Here is a 19,189-nt window from a genome sequence, read left to right on the forward strand (position 1 = left end):
GCGCCTATTCCGCCGCCTCCTGCTGGCGCATCCGGGCGGCCATCGCGGCGCGCAGCGAGGCCGGCTTCAACGGCTTGGTGAGGACATGGATGCCGAGCTCCAGCGCCTCGTCGCGCACGAATGGCGAGCGATCGGCGGTGACGAGGATCGCCGGGAACTCGGCTCCCAGCCTCGCCCTGAGCGCACGGACCGCGTCGAAACCGGTCGTGCCGCCGTCGAGATGATAGTCGACCAGTGCGAGGTCGGGCGACGTGCCTCCGCTCTCGCCGACCGCCTGCAAGGCCTCCTCGGCCGAGCCGAAGGCGGCGATCGTGCAGCCCCAGCCCTCCAATAGCACCCGCATGCCGTCGCGGATCGCCGCCTCGTTGTCGATGCAAAGGACATGGGTGCCGGCGAGCGCGAGGCTGCCGCGGGCCGGTGCCGCGCCGGGCCGTGCCTCGGCCACCGCTTCGATGTGCACTGTCGGCAGGCCGACCCGGAAGCGTGTGCCGCGCCCATGCTTTGAGGCGACCTCCACCGGCAGGTCGAGCACGCGGGCGATGCGGTCGACGATCGAGAGGCCGAGGCCGAGGCCGCGGGCGGTCTTCGTGCCTTCGTCGAGCCGGACGAATTCCTGGTAGATCGCCTCGAGCTTGTCCCCCGGAATCCCGATGCCGCTGTCGGCCACCTCGACGTCGACCCTGCCATTCGTGCGCCGGCGGACCCCGACCACCACCTTGCCCTGCCGCGTGTATTTCACCGCGTTGGAGACGAGGTTCTGGATCAGGCGCCGCAACAGATTGCGGTCCGAGCGCACGGCGACGCTGGTCGGCACGAAGCGCAGGCTGATGCCCTTTTCGGCCGCCAGTGGGCGGATGTCCGTCTCGATCTGCCGAAGCAGGGGGCCGAGCGGGAAGCTGTCGAATTTCGGCTGCATGCCGCCGGCGTCCAGGCGCGAGATGTCGAGGACGGCGCCGATGATCGCCTCGACCGCCTCCAGCGAGGAGCCGATATTGGCGGCAAGATCCGCTCCCGGCATCTTGCCCTGCCGTTCCTCCAGCGCCGAGACGTAGAGCCGGGCGGCGTTCAAGGGCTGCAGGATGTCGTGGCCGGCGGACGCCAGAAACCGCGTCTTGCCGAGATTGGCGGATTCGGCCGCCGCCCGCGCCTTGGCGAGTTCGCCATTGGCGGTGGTGAGTTCGGCCGTGCGGAGCCGCACGCGCTCCTCCAGCGATTCGTTCATCTCGCGCAGGGCCGCCGCCCGCCGGACGCGTTCGGTCATGTCGGAGACGGTGGCGACGAGGCCGCCGTCCGGCATGCCGTTGACGCGGAATTCCAGCACCCGGTTCGAGCGCTTGAGGCCGATCTGCCGCTGCGCGGGCGGCTGGGTGAGCTGGTCGAAGCTGACGGCATATTCGGCCTGGTCGATCTCGCCGGCCTTCATCAATTCCTCGAAGACGACGGTCAGCGGCGTCCCGATCTGGCCGAAATCGGACGACAGGCCGACGAGGTCGCGGAACTGGCGATTCCAGAAGGTGAGGCGGAAATCGCCGTCGAAGATGGCGAGCCCCTGGTCGACCTGGTCGAGCGCGATCCGCAGAAGGTCGCGGTTGTACTGAAGGGCTTCGGAGGCGTCGTCGAGCAGCCTCAGGGCCGAGGTGGAGGAGTCGGCATGGCGCTGGAAGAGGAGCGACAGGACGAGGCGCGAGGAGGCCGAACCGATCGCCGAGGCGAGCAGCTGCTCGGAGAAGCGGACCGTGGCGCTGTCGGCCGGGGCTGCGTCGACGATCTCGCGCTGCTCGCTGAGCGAAAAGTTGCGGAAGGACCGCTCGGTCCTTTCGGAGCCGAGATAGCGGCCGATCGTCGTCTTCAACTCGGCGACGGTGACGTCGGTCCGCACCCGGCGCGCGCCGGCATTCTGGCCGCTGTCCTGGTCGGAGAAGATCGCTGCCTGGATGCGCTCCTGCGGCGTGGCGCTCCGGCTGAGCGAGCCGAGGACGAGGCAGGCGACATTGGCCGACAGGCTGACGAGGCAACCGACGAGGAGCGGGTCGGCAAAGGCGGTGTCCGCCGAGAGGTCGCCGGGCGCGGTCCCGGCGATCGCCGGCCACAGCAGGAAATAGCCCCAGCCGAGGATCCCCGCGACCATGCCGGCGACGGCACCTCTGGCATTGGCGCGCTTCCAGTAGAGGCCGAGGAAGAGCGGCGGCGCCAGCTGCGCGATCGCGGCGAAGGACAGAAGCCCGATCGAGGCCAGACCGCTGCCGCCTCCCGCGAAGCGGTAGTAGCAGTAGCCGAAGAACACGACGATCAGGATCGCCGACCGGCGCACCTTGAGGATCAGCCGGGTCTCGTCGCGCCTGCTCTCGCCCGTCGGGCTGCGGCGCTTCAGAATGAAGGGCAGGACGAGGTCGTTGGAGATCATGATCGAGAGCGCGACGGATGCGACGATGACCATCGCGGTCGCCGCCGACAGGCCGCCGGTGAAAGCGACGAGCGCCAGTCCGTCCGAACCGGAGATCAGCGGCAGCGACAGGACGTAGAGGTCGGCATCGACGGCCGGTCCCAGCCGCAGGATCCCGGCGGCGGCGATCGGCACGACGAAGAGGTTGATCGCCACGAGATAGAGCGGAAACAGCCAGCGGGCGCGGCGGATCTCGTCCACCGTGCGGTTCTCGACCACGGCCACATGGAACTGGCGCGGCAACAGGAGGATGACGAGCGCGCTGAGCCCTAGTCCGGCGATGAAGGCGCCGCCGATGCCGCTGCCGAAGGCGCCGAGCACGGCCGGGCTCGCCATCGCCTCGGACCACAGCGTCATCGGATCGAACAGGAAGAAGGTCGTCCAGATGCCGATGGCCAGGAAGGCGGCCAGCTTGACCAGCGATTCCATCGCCACCGCCAGCACCAGCCCGTCCTGATGCTCGGTCGCGTCGGCATGGCGGGTGCCGAAGAGGATCGCGAAGACGCCGAGCACGCCGGCGACGAAGAGCGCCAGGTCTCCGAAAACCGGCGGCATGTCGAGGGCCGGGCGGTAGTGGAAGACCAGCGTTGCGACCGAGGTGGAGATCGCCTTCAGCTGCAGAGAGATGTAGGGGACGGTGCCGACGATCGCGATCAGGGTCGCGAGCGCCGCGACCGCCGGGTTCTTGCCGTAGCGCGAGCCGATGAAATCGGCGACCGTCGTGATCCGCTCGGCCTTCGCGTGGCGCACGATCCGCGCGATCAGGCGTGGCGCGAAGAGGAAGACCAGGATCGGGCCGAGATAGATGGCGAGGAAGGAGAAGCCCTCGCGCGCCGCCACGCCGACCGAGCCGAGGAAGGTCCAGGAGGTGCAGTAGACCGCCAGGCTGAGCGCATAGACGCCGGGCTTGCTGGAGCGCATCGGACGCCCGCCCGCCCGCCGGTCGCCCCACCACGCGACGGCGAACAAAGCCAAGAGATAGACAATCGCCGTGACGACGATGAGGCCTGAGTGCAAGCCGGCTCCTCCACAGACGGACCGGCGGTCGGCGCCGTCCGTCCACCGGGAACACAACCACCCCGTCGCATCCAAGTCCAGCCGCACGGCTCTCGGCCCGAAATCCTCGACCGAAGGACATCCCGGCCGATTGTCCGGATGAAGCCGCGCGCTATGATCCTTCGCCGGCCAAGGATCTTTGCGAGGACATGGTGCTGAAGGAATTCCGGGAGTTCGCCCTCAAGGGCAACATGGTCGATCTGGCGATCGGCATCATCATCGGCGCAGCCTTTTCCGGCCTCGTCAACTCGATCGTCCAGGACCTGTTCATGCCGGTGGTCGCGGTGATCACCGGCGGCGTCGACTTCACCAACAAGTTCGTGCCGCTGTCCCCCGCCGTCACTGCGCCCGGCCTCGAAGCGGCGCGGGCGGAGGGGCCGGTTCTCGCCTATGGGCGGTTCCTGACGCTGGCGATCAACTTCCTGATCGTCGCCTTCATCCTGTTCCTCGTCGTCAAGGGAATGAACCGCATGAAGCGGCGCGAGGAGGCGAAGCCGCCTGAGGTCTCCAAGGTGCCACGCGAGGAAAAGCTTCTGGAGGAAATCCGCGATCTCCTCGCGGAAGGCGCCGGCCGCTCCCCGCGGGTCTGAGCCGGGCGGGGCCGTCGCGGCTGTGCCGCCGCGCTCGCGCGCCCGGCACCGGGCGGCGGCGACACTTGATCGCGGTGCGGTTTTGATCGCGTCGGGGATTGACTGCCGTTGCGCTTCGTCGGACAGCGAGATGAGGCTGACCGCAGCCGCGCATGAGATCCGAAAGCCCGCTCCATGACCGACATCACCCGCCTTCGCCGCGAAGCCGTCGCAGCGCCGGAAAGCGGCATCGTTGCCGTGATCAACCACGCCAGAGCCGGCGGCCTCGACGGGCTGATCCCGCTCTGGGCCGGCGAGGGCGACCTTGCGACGCCGGACTTCATTTCCGAAGCCGCCGCGGAAAGCCTTCGTTCGGGCGAGACCTTCTACACCTGGCAGCGCGGCGTGCCGGAGCTGCGCCAGGCGCTGGCGGACTACACCGCCCGGCTCTACGGCGGTCCCGCCGATCCCAACCGCTTCTTCGTCACCGGCTCCGGCATGCAGGCGATCCAGATCAGCCTCATCGCGCTCGCCGGTGCGGGCGACGAGGTCGTCTATCTCGGCCCGGCCTGGCCGAACTTCGCTGCCGCCGCTGGGCTGATCGGCGCGAACCCGCGCGAGGTTGCGCTGGACTGGACCGAGGCCGGCTGGCACCTCGACCTCGACCGGCTGCAGGCCGCGATCGGGCCGAAGACGCGGGCGATCTTCGTCAACACGCCGGGCAATCCGACCGGCTGGACCGCCGACCGCGAGACGCTCGCCGCAATCCTCGCGATCGCCCGCAAGGCCGGCGTCGGGATCATCGCCGACGAGATCTACAACCGCTTCTACTATGCGGGCGGGCGCGCCGCCTCCTTCCATGACGTGATGGAGGAGGGCGACCTGATCTTCTTCGTCAACTCCTTCTCCAAGAACTGGGCTATGACCGGCTGGCGCGTCGGTTGGATCGAGACCGACCCGGCGTTCGGGCAGGTGATCGAGAACCTGATCCAGTATTCGACCTCGGGCGTCGCCGCCTTCATGCAGCGCGGCGCGATTGCCGCGATCGAAAAAGGCGAGGACTTCGTCGAGAGCCAGATCGCCCGGGCGCATCAGGCGCGCGACATCTTCGCCAAGCGGCTCATCGCCACCAACCGCGTCCAGATGACGCCGCCGGACGGCGCCTTCTACGCCTTCTTCGCGATCGACGGGCTGGCGGATACGCGGGAGGCCGCCTTCCGCATCGTCGACGAGGCGCGCGTCGGCCTCGCCCCCGGCACCGCTTTCGGCCCCGCCGGCCCACGCTTCATGCGCGCCTGCTTCCACCGCCGCCTCGACGAGGTGGAAATGGCGGCCGACCGACTGGCGGACTGGATCGCGAAGGCGGTCTGAGGTGGGCGAGGGGCGCAATCCTGCGGGCGGTGACGCAAGCCCGCGCTGATGCCGTCCGATATTGCGTAGAGAGGGTCCGGAGTCGCCGATCCGGACGCGAAGATCGCTGCCGTGCCGTTCGGGCTAGCTGTCGTCGCCGTCCGAGCTTGATGCGTCTCGAAGCCCGAGGGCCGAGGCTGCGCGTCGTGCCTCGTCGGCGAGCGTCTCGAACAGGCGCTTCCGGCCGCTGTTGTCACGGAAGTAGAGGTCAATCGCACGCGTTTCGCGCCAGTCCTCGATGGAGATCAGCTTCACGTCGTCGGACTGGCGGAACTCGGCGCGGGCATAGAGTTCGGGAAACAGCGAGCAGCCCATGCCGATCGAGATCATCTGGCGGATCGCGTCGAGGCTCGTGCCCTCGTAATCGTCGACGATGACGGCACCGGACGCGCCTGCCAAATGGCGTACATTCTCCAGCAGGCGGTTCCCGCTCCCCAACGCCAAGAGATGCTCGCCGCGCAGATCCGCAACGCGCACGGCGGGGATCGTCGCCAGACGGTGATCGGCCGGCACGCCGAGATAGAGCTGTTCGTCGCCGATCGTCATCGCGGTCAATCCCGGCGACTCGCAGGTCGGTCCGATCCCGCAGTCGAGGACGCCTTCCGCTACGGCTGTCTCGATGGCGGCAGGGCGATCCTCGAGAATATGCACCTTGAGGGCGGGGTAGGTGCGGTGGATGGGAGGCAGGAAGGTGGGCAGGAAGTAGGGGCCGAAGCTCGGCGGCGTCCCGATCTTGACGAGGCCGCCGAGGCTGCTCGCGTCATCGGCCACCGCATCCATGAGATCGTTCAGCGCCGCGAGCGTCAGGCGCGCGCCATGAAGGAACCGCTCGCCGATCGGTGTCAGGAGGACGGCAGACGGCGTCCGCTCGAAGAGCTGGACGCCGAGCCCTTCTTCGACGCCGGAGATCTGTACGGACAAGGTCGGCTGGGACACGTGGCATCGGCGTGCCGCCTTGCCGAAATGGCCGCATTCGGCGAGGGCGACGACATATTCCAACTGGCGCAGGCTGGGACGATACGGCATCTCGCTATAGACGCAGACTAATACGCATATCGCAACAATCAATTGGCGCTATCGAGACCGGACGCCGACATGCGATTTGTCGTAATCGTTGGAGGTCTCCATGAACAATCTGCTGATGTCGCTTCGCAAGCGCCGCGCCCGTATCCAGCACCAGATCGACGAGGAGCAGACGCGTCCCGCGCCCGACAGTCTTCGGCTGCGCAGCTTGAAGAAGCTCAAGCTGCATCTTCGCGAGCGGATCGAGTTCCTCGAGCATCGCAGCCGCGAGGGCACGATCCGGATGATCCCGGTCGTGACGCGGCGAGCCCTTCGCTTCCGCACCCTGCAGACGATGGGGTGACCGGCATGGCTGATCGCCAGTATCGGGCCGATCGACCCAGGCCTTCGCTGGAGAGGCCGCGGCGGCCTCGTCCGCCAGATGGTCCGTGCCTGGCTTCACGAACCGTGCCGCTGTCGAGACTGGCATTGCCGGCTCGATGAAGGTTCGAACGAGGCGAGGCTTGCCCTGCCTCCCGGATATGGCGCCCGCGGTCCGCCGCCGTCGGCCTCTGCCCGTCCTGACACCGCTGCTTCGGCGCCCCGCCGTCCGCATCAGATGACGACCGGCCTCGCCGCTCGCGAAATCCGCGGGCGGCAAGGCGCTCCCCAAACGTTCGGGCCCCTCTGACGAGAGCCGCCGGCTCTCTCGTGATGTCGGACGCGACTTCCCCTCATCGCCGGAGAAGGGTCACCCATGGACTTTGCATTCCTGTACCTCGACTGGCTCGGCAAGCCGATCTGGATGTGGCTCGGCTTCATCGCCATCGTCCTTGCGCTGCTCGTCTTCGATCTCGGTGTCCTTCACCGCGACAACCGCGAGATCAGGGCGCGCGAGAGCCTGCTCCTCTCCTCGATGTATATCGGCCTCGGCGTCGCCTTCGGTGGCTTCGTCTGGTGGCAGCTCGGCTCGGAGCCCGGCCTGAACTATCTGACGGGCTTCGTGGTCGAGAAGACGCTTGCCCTCGACAACGTCTTCGTCATCGCCCTGATCTTCTCCTTCTTCGCCGTTCCCCGGAAGTACCAGCACCGCGTGCTGTTCTGGGGAATCCTGGGCGTGATCGTGTTGCGTGCCATCATGATCGGGCTCGGCGCGACGCTTATCTCGCAGTTCGCCTGGGTGCTCTACGTCTTCGCGGCATTCCTGATCGTGACGGGCATCAAGATGCTGTGGATCGGCGACAAGGAGCCGGAGATCGGCAACAACCCCGTCATCGGCTTCATGCGGCGTCGCTTCAACGTCACCGACGAGCACCATGGCGAAGCCTTCTTCGTGCGCAAGCAGAATCCCGCGACCGGTCGGCCCTCCTGGTTCATCACTCCGGTGTTCATGGCGCTCGTCATGGTCGAGATCGCGGACATCATCTTCGCGGTGGACTCCGTGCCCGCGATCTTCACGATCACGACGGACCCCTTCATCGTCTACACGTCCAACATCTTCGCCATCCTCGGCCTGCGGGCGCTCTACTTCGCGCTGGCCGCGATGATCCACCGCTTCCGCTATCTGAAGCCGGCTCTGGCGATCGTGCTGGTTTTCATCGGCTCGAAGATCTTCGTCGCCGACCTGATGGGTCTCGAGAAATTCCCGGCCACGCTGTCGCTGGGCATCACCTTCGCCATCATCGCCTCCGGCGTCGTCTGGAGCCTCGTCATGTCGCGGGATTCCAGCCGGGCTCGGGACGCGGGACTGGAGGTCGAGTCGGGAGGACGCTGATCGCCGCGGCCACTTACCGACGCTGCCTGAGGGCACATGGCCGATGCCTGCCCTTCGGGGGCGATCACGGACATCGGCCGCCTTGTCCAAGTGACACGGGAGAGGCCGACATCCGCCTTGGTCCGGGCTCCGGCCTACGGCTTTGCCTCGGCCCATGTCAAAAGGGCGTCGAGCGCCGGACAAAGGGACTGGCCCCACTCGGTCAGCCCATATTCGACCTTCGGCGGCACCTGATGATGGACGAGGCGCGTGACGATCCCGTCCGCCTCCATCTGCCGAAGCTGCTGGATCAGCATCTTCTGCGAAATGCCGGGGATTGCCCGCTCCAGATCGGAGAAGCGCAGGAGGCTGCCGCCAAAGAGGTGGAACAGGATGACCAGCTTCCAGCGGCCTTCGAGCATTCGGAACGCCTGCTCGATGCCGGAGGCCGCCGTTACCGCGGTGTGCGTAGGGGACTTACTTCTAGGTAAGTACCCGACTTTTTCGTCGGTACTTGTCATATCTGTCTCATAAGGCGATCTCTCGGGCGTCGCAATATCAACTCCCTGGAGACGACATGCCTTCTCTTCCGGACCCAATCGACATCTACTTCTCGCTGCCGACGAGCGCCCCTGTCACCGACCTCGCGCGCGCCTTTGCGGACCAGGCGATCGTGCGGGACGAGAAGCGGGTCCATCAGGGCCTCGATGCAATCCGCGACTGGCGCATCGATACCATCGCGCGCACTCCCTTCACAGCGCGCCCGCTCTCCGTCGATGAGCGGGAGGGCACGACGATCGTGCCGACCGAGGTGACCGGATCCTTCCCGGGCAGCCCGCTGGTTCTCGATCACCGCTTCACCTTGCAGGCCGGGCGCATCGTGTCGCTGGAGATCGCGTGATGAGCGCGGGCTGGATCGATCTGACCGCCCAGCGCGCGGTGGTGACCGGCGGCACGAAGGGCGTGGGCGCAGCCGTGGTGGCCGCGCTGGTCGCCGCGGGAGCCGTCGTCGCCACGGGTGCGCGTTCGGCGCCCGACGTGCTGCCCGAGGGCGTGCTCTTCCGGAAGGCCGATCTCATTTCGGCTGAGGGATGCGCCGAGTTCGCGAGCTTCGCCCTGTCCGAACTCGGCGCTGTCGACATTCTCGTGAACGTTGTCGGCGGCTCCAATGCGCCGGGCGGAGGCTATCGGGCACTCGACGACGAGATCTGGGCGCGCGAGATCGACCAGAATCTCATGTCGGCCGTCCGCCTCGATCGCGCCCTGGTACCTGGAATGGTCGAACGCGGATCGGGTGTTGTCGTCCATGTGACCTCAATCCAGCACGAACTGCCTCTCCCGGAATCGACGATCGCCTATGCCGCGGCCAAGGGCGCGCTGACCACCTACAGCAAGGCCCTGTCGAAGGAGGTCACGCCGAAGGGCGTACGCGTCGTGCGAGTGTCTCCGGGCTGGGTGGAGACGGAAGCCTCCGTGCGTCTGGCCGAGCGTCTGGCCGACCAGGCGGGCACCGACTACGAGGGCGGCAAGCGCATTATCATGCAGGGGCTCGGCGGGATTCCGCTGGGACGTCCAGCCAAGCCGCAAGAGGTGGCCGACCTCGTCGCGTTCCTCGTATCACCCCGAGCCGCCTCGATCACCGGTACGGAATACGTCATCGACGGCGGCACGGTGCCGACCGTCTAGGTCGCCGGGCGAAAAAGTGGAAACCGGTCTTTCGGCCACCCGGCGTGTCACCAAGGCGAGCGAGAGCATCGAGCGATGCCGATTTATCGCCCGATACCCTTGGCCTCGTTCGGACGGACGGACGGACCGGGCCGCGGCCGGCCGCTTCTGCAGGAGGGCCCGGACGCCGCCCTTCCACCTACGGGTCCATCGCGGCCGTTCGATCAGCTGTGCGACTGTCCGCCGTGAACGGCGAATTTCGTCCGAAAGCGCCGAGCGGCCGGCACTCCGCCGCATTGGTAGGGGGCCGTAAGCATGGCAGGGCGCCTGCAGGACCCGGCGGATCTGCCCGCCACGCCTCACGCGTCGATCGCGGCGAACACCGAGGGTTCCGGCGCTTCGGCCTCGCCGCCGGCGGGGCCGTAGAACACGACCCAGGTGACGAAGTCCTCGGACATGTCCTCGAAGCGGTGTTCGTCACCGGCCGGGACGAACAGGGCATCGCCCGCCTTCACCTCTGTGCGGTCGCCCTCGTGGACGAAGCCGCTCGAGCCGGAAGCAACGATGTAGAGTTCGTCCTGGCTGTGCGGCTCCTGATGGTCGGTGCCGCGTGGCGCGAAGACCTGCAGCGACATCGTGCCATGCGCGAAGGTTTCGACGTCGAAGCGTCCGTCCGGCCAGAGGGCGTCTCCGGGAAGCGGCAGGCGTTGGAGATAGTCGCGAAGCGAGACTTTCAGCATGGGAAGACGGGCGGCATGATCGTGGCGGGTCCTTTCGTCCGAGCGGACCCGCAACGCTGCGTGGCCCGCCTTGTCAGCCGCCGGCCTGGGAAACGACGAGCGGCGTGACCTTCTGCGAACGCTCCGGCCCCACCGGGCGTTCCGAGGCAAAGGGGATGCCGACCGTGTTCCAGGTCTCCACAAGCGCCTCGGTGAGCGTCGCGATCAGCTGGTCGTCGTGCAGCGGCGTCGGCGTGATGCGCAGCCGCTCGGTGCCGCGCGGCACGGTCGGATAGTTGATCGGCTGGATGTAGATGCCGTGACGCTGCAGGAGGTGGTCGGATGCCTTCTTGCAGAGATCGGCATCGCCGACGAGCAGCGGCACGATATGCGTGTCGGACGGCATCACCGGCAGGCCGGCCTCGGCGAAGACCGATTTGGCGCGCGCGGCCTGGCGCTGCTGTCCCGCCCGCTCGGCCTCGCTCGCCTTGAGATGCCGGATCGAGGCGGTGGCGGCGGCGGCGAGCGCCGGCGGAAGCGCCGTGGTGAAGATGAAGCCCGGCGCATAGGAGCGGACCGCATCGATCAGCGCCCTCGACCCGGTGATGTAGCCGCCGAGGACGCCGAAGGCCTTGGCCAGCGTACCCTCGATGACGTCGATCCGGCTCGCCATCTTCTCGCGCTCGGAGATGCCGCCGCCGCGCGACCCGTACATGCCGACGGCGTGGACCTCGTCGATATAGGTCATGGCGTTGTAGTATTCGGCGAGCTCGACGATCTTCTCGATCGGAGCGACGTCGCCATCCATCGAATAGACGCTCTCGAAGACGATCAGCTTCGGCCGGCCGGGCTCGGCGGCCTTCAGCAGTTCTTCCAGATGCTCCACGTCATTGTGGCGGAAGATCTGCTTCTTGGTACCGGCCTTGCGCACGCCCTCGATCATCGAGGCGTGGTTGAGCTCGTCGGACAGGATCAGGCAGTTCGGCAGGAGCTTGGCGATGGTCGAGATCGAGGCTTCGTTGGAGACGAAGCCGGACGTGAAGACCAGCGCCGCTTCCTTGCCGTGGAGATCGGCAAGCTCGGCTTCGAGCTCGACCAGCGGATGGTTGGTGCCGGAGATGTTGCGGGTGCCGCCGGCGCCGGAGCCCATCGCCGTCACGGTCTGCGTCATCGCCGCGATCACGTCCGGGTGCTGGCCCATGCCAAGGTAGTCGTTCGAGCACCAGACGGTGATCTCCCGCGCCTTGCCGCCATTGCGCCAGATCGCCTTGGGAAATGCGCCGGCAATGCGCTCGAGGTCGGCGAAGACCCGGTAGCGCTTCTCGGCGTGAAGGGCTTCGATCGCCGCGGCGAAATGACTCTGGTAGTCGATCATCAGTCTGGGCTCCTCATCAGAAGCGTTCTAAGTCTCGCCCCGGGCGATGTCCATGCCTGAGGACAGCAGATTCCGCGGAAGTGTCAAGAAAACTTTACGCCAAGCCGCGGCTGAAATGACAATGCGGGTTGACAGTCAGAACGCCACTCCCGGGTCCTTTCGCCGTCACCGCGGGGGGAAGGGGAGCGATTTCCGACACTTGTCCCTTGTGAACAAGGCGCGAGCCGGCCGCCTTGAGATAGGTCAACCCTCTTCCCGCTGCCCCTTGTCAAATTGTCCAACCCCGTCCTGACGCTCCCCGCTCTGGTGATCGCCCTCGTCGGTGCCGGGAGCATCGGAGGACTGCCGGGCGCGCGCCTGTTCCTTGCGGCGCTTGAGGTTCTGCCGAAGTGCCGCCTCCAGTCGTTCCTGGCGTTTCGATTTCTGCCCGTCCGAATGTTTGTCGCTCATCTTGGTTTCGGCTCAGTTTCTGGATGTGGAAGTTCCAGGGCGTTGCGAGCAGTCGAGGCCGGGCGGAAGGCGAGCAGACCCTGCAGGCGCCCGGTATCGAGGACGAAGGGTCGGCGGAGCTGGGCGAGCGCTTCGCCGCGGCCGGCAAGGCCCGCAAGCTGCGTCAGCAGCCCTGGCGGGGCCGCGAAGAGACGTCTCGAGCGGCCGAGGCCCCGGCGCACCGCGGCGATGATTTCCGCCGGCGAGAGCGGGTCGGGGTCGGCGACGAGAGCGGTTTCGCCCGCCGCCGCCTCGCTTTGAAGGGCTAGGCGGATCGCCTCGACCAGATGGTCGACGAAGAGAACGCTGCGCGGCGCGGTGAAGGCTGCGAAGGGAAGTGGCGCCGGGGTCGAGGCGAGACGGATGAGGAGCCCCAGCGTGCCGCGCCCGCCGGGGCCGAAGACGGGGCCCGGCCGCAGGATGCAGGCACTGGTGTCGCTACCCTCCAGCGCCCGCCACAGCGCGTCTTCGGCCTCGGCTTTCGACGCGGCATAGAGGTTCTGCGGCGCGATCGGGGCGGTTTCGGAAATGGGGTCCGCCGCCGGCGCATGCACATTGGCCGTGCTCAGGAAGACGAGGCGCCTGACCTGCCGCGCGGCGGCGGCTGCGGCAAGGGCGGCCGTGCCGTCGCGATTGGCCCGGCGCAGGAAGGCGATGTCTCCCGCCTCCTCGGTGCCGCGCTCGGGATTGGCGGCGGCGAGATGAACGATCGCGTCGAGCCCCTCCGGCAGGTCGCGAGGCGTCAGCTCGGCGAGATCAACCGGGCCGGCGATGCGGCCGGGGCCGGGCGCACCGCCGCGCGCTAGGACGAGGACATCGGCGCCGCTGGAGGTAAGCTCGGCGTGAAGATGCCGGCCGACAAAGCCGCTGCCGCCGGTGAGGAGAACGCGCAAGGGAGCACCATCGTGGCGTTTTCGCTCGTTCTGCCGAAGCCGGGCGCGCGGCGCAAGTCTTGCGAACCGTTCCAAAATCGGCTGCGGCTCGCCGGCTCCTGTGCTAGCGGATCGGCATGAAACGGCTTTTCGATCTTTCGGCCAGCTGTGCCGGGCTTCTGTGTCTCGGCTGGCTGATCGCCCTCCTGGCGCTCATCATCCGTCGCGGCTCGGACGGCCCCGGCATCTTTGCGCAGGAAAGGGTCGGTCGGGGCGGCCGGGTGTTCGTCTGCTACAAGCTGCGCACCATGTATCGCACCACGCGCTCGGCCGCCTCGCACGAGACGCCGGACTCCGCCGTCACGCCGCTCGGGCGCCGCCTGCGGGCCCTGAAGCTCGACGAACTGCCGCAGCTGTGGAACGTCCTGAAGGGCGAGATGAGCCTTGTCGGCCCGCGCCCCTGCCTGCCCTCGCAGACCGCTCTTGTCGCCGAGCGGGAGAAGAGGGGCGTGCTCGAGCTCCGCCCCGGGATCACCGGCAAGGCGCAGGTGATGGGCGTCGACATGTCCGATCCGACCCGGCTTGCCGAGATCGACGCCTCCTATGCGGCCGAGCAGAGCTTTCTCGGCGACCTCAGGCTGGTGATGCGCACGATCTTCGGCGGCGGCCGCGGCGATCGCGTGGCGCCTTCGGCCGCTCACGGCCCGCGCGTGCCGAGCCGTCCACCGGTCGGCGGACTTGACACCGACCGGCGCGACGGCAGCTAGATCCCCAGATGTTCCATCCCTTCAGATTCCTCACCTTCTTCCAGGACGAGCGACCATGATCGACCGCGTCGGCTTTGCCGCCGAGCTTGCCGCCCATACCGACCGCCACGGCCCGGTGACGATCGGACTGGCGGGTGCCGGCCAGATGGGGACGGACATCGTGGTCCAGGTGGCGCTGATGGAGGGAATCCGGGTGGGCGCGATCGCCGCGAACCGGCCGACGCGGCCGCTGGAGGCGATCGCCATGGCCGGCTATCCGGAGGGGCACGGCCGGCTCGCCTCCTCGCCGGCCGAGATCGACCGGACGATCGAGACCGGCGGCATCGCCGTGACCGACGATCTCGGCGCGCTCTGTGCGGCGGGCCGCATCGACGTCGTCGTCGACGCCACCGGCAGTCCGGAGGTCGGGACGTTCCTGGCGCTGGAAGCGATCCGCAACGGCAAGCACATCGTCATGCTGAACGTCGAGGCGGATATCACCGTCGGCCGGCTCCTTGCCCGCAAGGCGCGCGAGGCCGGCATCGTCTACACCGGCTCCGCCGGCGACGAGCCGGCCTCGACGCTGGAACTGATCGGCTTCGCCCAGGCGCTCGGCATGGACGTCGTGGCCGCCGGCAAGGGCAAGAACAACCCCTTGCGCCACTCCGCCGTGCCGGAGGAGTACGAGGCGGAGGCGCGGGCGCGCAACATGAACGCCCGCATGCTGGTCGAGTTCATCGACGGTTCGAAGACCATGGTCGAGATGACCGCGATCGCCAACTGCACCGGGCTGAAGCCGGACGTTCCGGGCATGCACGGGCCGGAAGCGACGCGCGACAATCTCGGCCAGGTGCTGTGCTCGGCGGACGATGGCGGCATCCTGTCGAAGCCCGGCTGCGTCGACTATACGATCGGCAAGGGCGTCGCCCCCGGCGTCTTCTGCGTCGTCAAGCCGCGCCATCCGCGCGCGATCGAGCGCATGGCGGATTTGAAGGTCGGGCCGGGGCCGTGTTTCGGGCTGATCCGGCCGTTCCACCTGACCAGCCTCGAGACGCCGCTGTCGGCCGCGCGGGTGGTGATGTATCGCCGGCCCGACATGGTGCCGGTCGACCGGCCGGTCGCCGAATGCGGCGCCGTCGCCAAACGGGCGCTGGCGCCCGGCGACAGGCTCGGCCGCATCGGCGAGTCCGACTATCGCGGCTATGCCATGACCTGGGACGATGCGCGGGCAAAGCGCGCCCTGCCGCTCGGCCTTGCGGAGAAGTCGCGGGTGGTGCGGCCGGTCGCCGTCGGCGAACTCCTCACCCACGACAACTGCACACCGGACGAGACGCTGCTCGTCACCCGCATGCGGGCCGAACTCGATGCCGAAGACGGCCGCTTCGCCGCCTGATCGCGAACCGGGCGCGGATCAGGTCGCGGAGGCGGCCGGACCCGAGCGGCTTCGCGTCGTCACCTGGAACTGCCACGGCAGTGTCGGGCGGGACTGGCGCTGCGACCCCGAACGGACGCTTTCGGTCATCGAAAGGCTTCAGCCGGACCTCCTCGCCCTGCAAGAGGTCGACGGGCGCAGCCATCTCGGCCGACGGGCGCGGGCCTTCGAATTCTTTGCCGAGCGGCTTGGCGGCCATGTCGCGGAGGCCCGCACGCTGCGCCGGCCGGACCGCGACTACGGACATCTCCTGTGGTCGCGCCGGCCGATCCGGCCGGTCGCTGTGCATGCGCTGCCGGGGCCGGGAATCGAGCCGCGTGCGGCCATCGAGATCGTGATCGACCGCACGGACGGCGGCGTCCTGAACGTCTTGTCCGCCCATCTCGGCCTTTCGCAAAAGGGGCGCCAGCGCCAGAGCATGCAGATCGCCGGGCTGGTTGCCGCATGGGCTGGGCCCGGTCTCGTCCTCGGAGACTTCAACGAGTGGCGTCTCGGCACGGTCCACCGCGTGTTGAGCTCAAGGTTGCCCCATCATGCGGCGCCGCGAAGCTGGCCCTCGCTGATGCCGCTGGCCCGCATGGATCGGATCTATCTCTCCTCCGGCCTATTGCCGAAGCGCGCCTTTCTGGACGAGGAGGCCGCCAAGGCGTCCGACCATCTGCCGCTCGTCGCCGATCTCATGCTTCGGTAAGCGGAGGCTCGACCTTGCGCGCGCCCTTCGCACGCTTCTGCGCGGGTTCGCTGCGGGTCGCGCCGATAGCGATTTCCAGTCCCTTGGCGAAGGTCGCGCGCTCGTCCTGCGTCAGGCCTTCGAGCGACTGCCCGATGATCCGCATCGGGTCCTTCTTGAGGAGCTTCACGCCGCGGTCCGTCAGGTCGAGCCGTTCGGCCCGCCCGCGGCCGATCGTGCCGCCCTTGGCGAGGTAGCCCTTCTCGATCAGCGTGCGCACCGTCCTGGCGACGGCGCCGGATGCAAGCCCTTGATGCCGGGCAAGATCGATTGCGGTCCGCATTTCGGGTGGCGCGGACTGGATGTAGCGCAGGGCGGACCATTGCGCGGGAAAAAGTTGGGCCGCGTAGCCTTTGGAATGGAGGCGGCGGGCGACCTGCTCCAGCAGTCCCGCAAGGACCGCTGCAGATGTCTCGTCGATGCCCGTAGTCATTTCGCTCTTGATGGTATCCCCTCCCGTGTTCACACGGTCGTGAGGAATCTACCGAAGGTGAGACGCAATGCGACAACAGAAACGTTGCAAATTGTACGCCGGGGCGTCGCAGACGGCTCGGCCACGGCGGCAGGCCTATTTCAATGCGGCAAGCCAGTAGATCCGGAGAGGTTGAACGAGAACCCGTCCCTCGTCAATGGACTCGGTGACCGCATCGAAGCGAGCCCGGATCTCGTCCCTGGCGTCTGCGATCGCTGCCTCGCGCAGAGGGTCGACGGCCTGCAGGCGGTCGATATAGGCATCGGCATCGACATAGCGGTCGCGGCGGTCGAAGACCACATTGCCGCGCAGAGCGAAGTCGCCCTCGCGAACGGCATCGGCAATGGCCCGGCCGGCCGCGTCCAGGACTTCCGTCTCGTCTTCCAGCGGCTTCATAGCCTCGTGACCCGGCCCTTCCGCTAGAGGCTCGACGATCAGGATCGTGCCCTTTGCGCCGGTCACGCGCCTTGCCTCCGCAAGCGCTTTTCGCATGACGGCGACCGGCACGTGATGAAGGGAATTGAGGAAGACGGCGGCATCGAAGGTATCTTCTGCGAAGCCCAGGCTTTCCGCGTTTCCGACTGCGAAGTTCGCGTCCGGCAGCGCCGCCCGCGCGGCGTCTACCGCCGCGGGATTGGGATCGACCCCCGAGACCACGAAATTCCGCGCCGCCAGGAAGGCGGCGAGCCTGCCGTGGCCGCAGCCGATATCGAGGACGGTTCGGGCCCCGGCGATCTTCAGGCTTTCGGCGACGGCAAGAAGCGCGTCGCCCGCTGCGAAGGCTGTGTTAAGCGCGGCCGGTGTCTGCATGAATCTATCCCTTCGCCAGTCCGTGAAGCGGGAGACCATACCTGGGCGGCTCGGTCAGCGGGTCCATCCCGACATGTCGATGCATGATCCTGTCGGAACCCGCCCGCCTTGTCCCGCTCATGCTTCGGATGCCGGACAAAACTGTTCCGGCGGCCTCCTGTGGCTGCGCCTGTCCCAGATAGCAAGGCCGTCGCGATCCTGAGACGGGTTTCGCGGCGGCGACTGTCGACTCGGCCGCTCAAAGTGGCCGCGTCTCAAGAAGAATTTAGGGAGGGCGGCCGGCGCTTTATGCGCGAATGAACAGGCAGCCTTGCGGTGCCGTCGTGCCACGACAGAGACATTGGAGTGGGTGGCGGTTCAGCCTGACCGCTTCCGCCCCGATCCCTCGAACGTCAGTCTCCGTGGGCGTCGGGCGTGGCGCTCGGCGCTGCGCGTAGGCCGCGACGGATCGCACCGAGATCGACTCCGACCCGGGGTTCGGGGATCCGGTACTCCGCAGGTGTTCCCGCACCGGCGGTGTTGCGAAAGTCGTACCCGCTCGATCCGAGTGTGCTTGCGGAGGAGGTCCCGATATTGCCCGACCGCGCCAAGGCGTCGACGTTCGTGCTGTTGATGGTGGACGAGCCTTCCTCGGCCCGTGTCTGCGTGTCGCTGAGCGAGGATCCTGTGCTCGGACCCGAATAGACCGAGGAGGAGGGCGTCGTGCCGGGGTCGGTGATGGAATCCACCCCGATATCGGTGCCGGCGCTGGGGTTGAGGCTCGTTCCGGTGCTGCTGGTGCCGGTCCCGAGGCTCGATCCCGTCGTCGCCGTGGTGCCGGTCGGCGCCAAGGTCGAGCTTCCCGTGCCCGTCGATCCGCCGAGCGAGGACTGCGCCATCGCGGGAGCGGTGACGAGCACTGCGGCAAGCATTACGGGCAGGCTCTGGCTGATACGCATCGCAAACTCCATCGGACGGCGCGAGCTGGCGTTCCTCGCCAGGTTTCAAGCGCGGTAGGTCCCGCGGATACATGCCAGAAATCCCTCACCTCGGCGAGGGTTCCAAGGCGGGCTCAGCGGTCGCCCTGCGAGCGCCTGATGATCGCTCGGTGCGAGCCGACCGAGCCGCCATGGGTCACAGAGCTCTTCCCGATGGCGTTCGGGCCGCCCCGGGCGAAGCTCTCGGCATTGATGCCGTTCAGATCAGACCGGCCTTCCATCGCCCGTTCCTCGGTGGTTATCTCGGGGCCGCCCCCACCGCGCGGGATGCGCGGATGCAGGTAGCTGTTGTCGTAGTCGCGACCATAGGCGCGCTGTTCCACCGTCTCTCCGAACACATGGGCGCCCTTGATGCGCACGCCGCCGAGCGGCGGCGGCATCCCGTCGATCCGCATTCCGGACACGGACGAGCCGGGCACGCTGACCGTCGGGCCGGGATCGAAGGGCTGCGCCACCGAATCGAGGGGAACGAGGAGCGGGGCGATCAGAAGGAGGCGGGGCAGCATGGGACCTTTCCTGGCCCGGCGGCCAAGCGCTTGCGAGAGGAATTTGCCCGAGCTTCCGGCAGACGGGCCATCAAGGGAAGACAAGCTTTCGCGACCGACATATGGTCGGAGCTGTTGCGCCGCAACCGAGGGGTCCGCGGCGTCGAACGATCCGGGGACATCA

Annotated in this window: 20 protein-coding genes; 9 read left to right on the top strand and 11 right to left on the bottom strand. The window is 67.7% G+C overall.

The features are described from left to right. Positions 1 to 4: 4 nt before the first annotated feature. Positions 5 to 3,460: a PAS domain-containing hybrid sensor histidine kinase/response regulator gene (locus LH400_RS17775; RefSeq protein ID WP_229154308.1), complete on the bottom strand. Its 3,456-nt coding sequence runs from the start codon at positions 3,458 to 3,460 to the stop codon at positions 5 to 7. A 191-nt stretch (positions 3,461 to 3,651) separates the two neighbouring features. Between LH400_RS17775 and mscL the strand changes: the two genes are divergently transcribed. Together mscL and LH400_RS17785 are read left to right on the top strand one after the other, a co-directional pair. Beyond that, on the top strand, positions 3,652 to 4,089 hold the full coding sequence (gene mscL / locus LH400_RS17780) for a large conductance mechanosensitive channel protein MscL (protein ID WP_229154451.1): 438 nt from the start codon (positions 3,652 to 3,654) through the stop codon (positions 4,087 to 4,089). Between the two features lie 174 nt (positions 4,090 to 4,263). Further along, the gene (locus tag LH400_RS17785) at positions 4,264 to 5,439 is read left to right on the top strand and encodes a pyridoxal phosphate-dependent aminotransferase (protein ID WP_229154310.1); all 1,176 of its coding nucleotides are present in this window, start codon (positions 4,264 to 4,266) and stop codon (positions 5,437 to 5,439) included. Positions 5,440 to 5,562: 123 nt separating this feature from the next. Here the strand turns inward: LH400_RS17785 and LH400_RS17790 are convergent, their stop codons facing one another. Beyond that, positions 5,563 to 6,504, bottom strand: a complete 942-nt coding sequence (locus tag LH400_RS17790) for a hydrogen peroxide-inducible genes activator (protein ID WP_229154311.1) — start codon at positions 6,502 to 6,504, stop codon at positions 5,563 to 5,565. 100 nt (positions 6,505 to 6,604) lie between these two features. On the opposite strand from LH400_RS17790, the gene LH400_RS17795 reads away from it, so the two are divergent. Together LH400_RS17795 and LH400_RS17800 are read left to right on the top strand one after the other, a co-directional pair. After that, positions 6,605 to 6,844, top strand: coding sequence for a YdcH family protein (locus tag LH400_RS17795; RefSeq protein WP_229154313.1), 240 nt, complete (start codon positions 6,605 to 6,607; stop codon positions 6,842 to 6,844). Between the two features lie 393 nt (positions 6,845 to 7,237). Further along, positions 7,238 to 8,254 carry a TerC family protein gene (locus LH400_RS17800; RefSeq protein ID WP_229154315.1) on the top strand — a complete coding sequence of 339 codons (1,017 nt, stop codon included), beginning with the start codon at positions 7,238 to 7,240 and terminating at the stop codon, positions 8,252 to 8,254. 134 nt (positions 8,255 to 8,388) lie between these two features. Here LH400_RS17800 and LH400_RS17805 read toward each other — a convergent pair whose 3' ends face one another. Beyond that, entirely contained in the window at positions 8,389 to 8,754 is a 366-nt protein-coding gene (locus LH400_RS17805) for a winged helix-turn-helix transcriptional regulator (protein ID WP_229154316.1), read from the bottom strand. A 56-nt stretch (positions 8,755 to 8,810) separates the two neighbouring features. Here LH400_RS17805 and LH400_RS17810 point away from each other — a divergent pair, with 56 nt between their 5' ends. Together LH400_RS17810 and LH400_RS17815 are read left to right on the top strand one after the other, a co-directional pair. Continuing rightward, positions 8,811 to 9,134 (top strand): nuclear transport factor 2 family protein, encoded by a 324-nt coding sequence (locus LH400_RS17810; protein WP_229154317.1) that lies wholly within the window; start codon positions 8,811 to 8,813, stop codon positions 9,132 to 9,134. Beyond that, positions 9,134 to 9,919, top strand: a complete 786-nt coding sequence (locus tag LH400_RS17815) for an SDR family oxidoreductase (protein ID WP_229154318.1) — start codon at positions 9,134 to 9,136, stop codon at positions 9,917 to 9,919. Before LH400_RS17810 ends, LH400_RS17815 begins: the two co-directional genes overlap by 1 nt. A 338-nt stretch (positions 9,920 to 10,257) precedes the next feature. Here LH400_RS17815 and LH400_RS17820 read toward each other — a convergent pair whose 3' ends face one another. The 4 genes from LH400_RS17820 to LH400_RS17835 all read right to left on the bottom strand — a co-directional run bounded on the left by LH400_RS17820 (position 10,258) and on the right by LH400_RS17835 (position 13,374). Beyond that, entirely contained in the window at positions 10,258 to 10,638 is a 381-nt protein-coding gene (locus tag LH400_RS17820; RefSeq protein WP_229154319.1) for a cupin domain-containing protein, read from the bottom strand. 73 nt (positions 10,639 to 10,711) lie between these two features. Continuing rightward, complete coding sequence (gene hemA, locus LH400_RS17825; RefSeq protein WP_255617776.1) at positions 10,712 to 11,992, bottom strand: 5-aminolevulinate synthase; 1,281 nt, start codon at positions 11,990 to 11,992, stop codon at positions 10,712 to 10,714. A gap of 243 nt (positions 11,993 to 12,235) precedes the next feature. Then, positions 12,236 to 12,442 (bottom strand): hypothetical protein, encoded by a 207-nt coding sequence (locus tag LH400_RS17830; protein WP_229154320.1) that lies wholly within the window; start codon positions 12,440 to 12,442, stop codon positions 12,236 to 12,238. Next, complete coding sequence (locus tag LH400_RS17835; RefSeq protein ID WP_229154321.1) at positions 12,439 to 13,374, bottom strand: NAD-dependent epimerase/dehydratase family protein; 936 nt, start codon at positions 13,372 to 13,374, stop codon at positions 12,439 to 12,441. Before LH400_RS17835 ends, LH400_RS17830 begins: the two co-directional genes overlap by 4 nt. 116 nt (positions 13,375 to 13,490) lie before the next feature. Here LH400_RS17835 and LH400_RS17840 point away from each other — a divergent pair, with 116 nt between their 5' ends. The 3 genes from LH400_RS17840 to LH400_RS17850 are packed head-to-tail and all read left to right on the top strand — an operon-like array spanning position 13,491 to position 16,222. After that, positions 13,491 to 14,120: a sugar transferase gene (locus LH400_RS17840; RefSeq protein WP_229154322.1), complete on the top strand. Its 630-nt coding sequence runs from the start codon at positions 13,491 to 13,493 to the stop codon at positions 14,118 to 14,120. A 55-nt stretch (positions 14,121 to 14,175) separates the two neighbouring features. Further along, a complete protein-coding gene (locus LH400_RS17845; protein WP_229154323.1) occupies positions 14,176 to 15,492 on the top strand; it encodes an NAD(P)H-dependent oxidoreductase in 1,317 nt (438 codons plus the stop codon). Continuing rightward, a complete protein-coding gene (locus tag LH400_RS17850) occupies positions 15,464 to 16,222 on the top strand; it encodes an endonuclease/exonuclease/phosphatase family protein (protein ID WP_229154324.1) in 759 nt (252 codons plus the stop codon). Before LH400_RS17845 ends, LH400_RS17850 begins: the two co-directional genes overlap by 29 nt. Here LH400_RS17850 and LH400_RS17855 read toward each other — a convergent pair. From LH400_RS17855 to LH400_RS17870, 4 genes are all read right to left on the bottom strand, one after another. Continuing rightward, positions 16,209 to 16,694 (bottom strand): MarR family winged helix-turn-helix transcriptional regulator, encoded by a 486-nt coding sequence (locus LH400_RS17855; RefSeq protein WP_229154326.1) that lies wholly within the window; start codon positions 16,692 to 16,694, stop codon positions 16,209 to 16,211. The genes LH400_RS17850 and LH400_RS17855 overlap by 14 nt on opposite strands. A 135-nt stretch (positions 16,695 to 16,829) precedes the next feature. After that, positions 16,830 to 17,543: a class I SAM-dependent methyltransferase gene (locus LH400_RS17860; RefSeq protein ID WP_229154328.1), complete on the bottom strand. Its 714-nt coding sequence runs from the start codon at positions 17,541 to 17,543 to the stop codon at positions 16,830 to 16,832. A gap of 392 nt (positions 17,544 to 17,935) precedes the next feature. Beyond that, positions 17,936 to 18,481, bottom strand: a complete 546-nt coding sequence (locus tag LH400_RS17865) for a hypothetical protein (RefSeq protein WP_229154330.1) — start codon at positions 18,479 to 18,481, stop codon at positions 17,936 to 17,938. 113 nt (positions 18,482 to 18,594) lie between these two features. Next, positions 18,595 to 19,026 (bottom strand): hypothetical protein, encoded by a 432-nt coding sequence (locus LH400_RS17870; protein WP_229154332.1) that lies wholly within the window; start codon positions 19,024 to 19,026, stop codon positions 18,595 to 18,597. Positions 19,027 to 19,189 lie beyond the last annotated feature (163 nt).

It is taken from the genome of Jiella soli (assembly GCF_020615385.1).
Lineage (GTDB): Bacteria > Pseudomonadota > Alphaproteobacteria > Rhizobiales > Rhizobiaceae > VKMB-3413.

Coding starts and splice junctions, on each gene's coding strand:
- hemA (WP_255617776.1), bottom strand. CDS start 11,992: ATGATCGACTACCAGAGTCATTTCGCCGCGGCGATCGAAGCCCTTCAC.
- LH400_RS17795 (WP_229154313.1), top strand. CDS start 6,605: ATGAACAATCTGCTGATGTCGCTTCGCAAGCGCCGCGCCCGTATCCAG.
- LH400_RS17840 (WP_229154322.1), top strand. CDS start 13,491: ATGAAACGGCTTTTCGATCTTTCGGCCAGCTGTGCCGGGCTTCTGTGT.
- LH400_RS17805 (WP_229154316.1), bottom strand. CDS start 8,754: ATGACAAGTACCGACGAAAAAGTCGGGTACTTACCTAGAAGTAAGTCC.
- LH400_RS17850 (WP_229154324.1), top strand. CDS start 15,464: ATGCCGAAGACGGCCGCTTCGCCGCCTGATCGCGAACCGGGCGCGGAT.
- LH400_RS17800 (WP_229154315.1), top strand. CDS start 7,238: ATGGACTTTGCATTCCTGTACCTCGACTGGCTCGGCAAGCCGATCTGG.
- LH400_RS17820 (WP_229154319.1), bottom strand. CDS start 10,638: ATGCTGAAAGTCTCGCTTCGCGACTATCTCCAACGCCTGCCGCTTCCC.
- LH400_RS17855 (WP_229154326.1), bottom strand. CDS start 16,694: ATGACTACGGGCATCGACGAGACATCTGCAGCGGTCCTTGCGGGACTG.
- LH400_RS17830 (WP_229154320.1), bottom strand. CDS start 12,442: ATGAGCGACAAACATTCGGACGGGCAGAAATCGAAACGCCAGGAACGA.
- LH400_RS17865 (WP_229154330.1), bottom strand. CDS start 18,481: ATGCGTATCAGCCAGAGCCTGCCCGTAATGCTTGCCGCAGTGCTCGTC.
- LH400_RS17790 (WP_229154311.1), bottom strand. CDS start 6,504: ATGCCGTATCGTCCCAGCCTGCGCCAGTTGGAATATGTCGTCGCCCTC.
- LH400_RS17860 (WP_229154328.1), bottom strand. CDS start 17,543: ATGCAGACACCGGCCGCGCTTAACACAGCCTTCGCAGCGGGCGACGCG.
- LH400_RS17810 (WP_229154317.1), top strand. CDS start 8,811: ATGCCTTCTCTTCCGGACCCAATCGACATCTACTTCTCGCTGCCGACG.
- LH400_RS17785 (WP_229154310.1), top strand. CDS start 4,264: ATGACCGACATCACCCGCCTTCGCCGCGAAGCCGTCGCAGCGCCGGAA.
- LH400_RS17845 (WP_229154323.1), top strand. CDS start 14,176: ATGATCGACCGCGTCGGCTTTGCCGCCGAGCTTGCCGCCCATACCGAC.
- LH400_RS17815 (WP_229154318.1), top strand. CDS start 9,134: ATGAGCGCGGGCTGGATCGATCTGACCGCCCAGCGCGCGGTGGTGACC.
- LH400_RS17870 (WP_229154332.1), bottom strand. CDS start 19,026: ATGCTGCCCCGCCTCCTTCTGATCGCCCCGCTCCTCGTTCCCCTCGAT.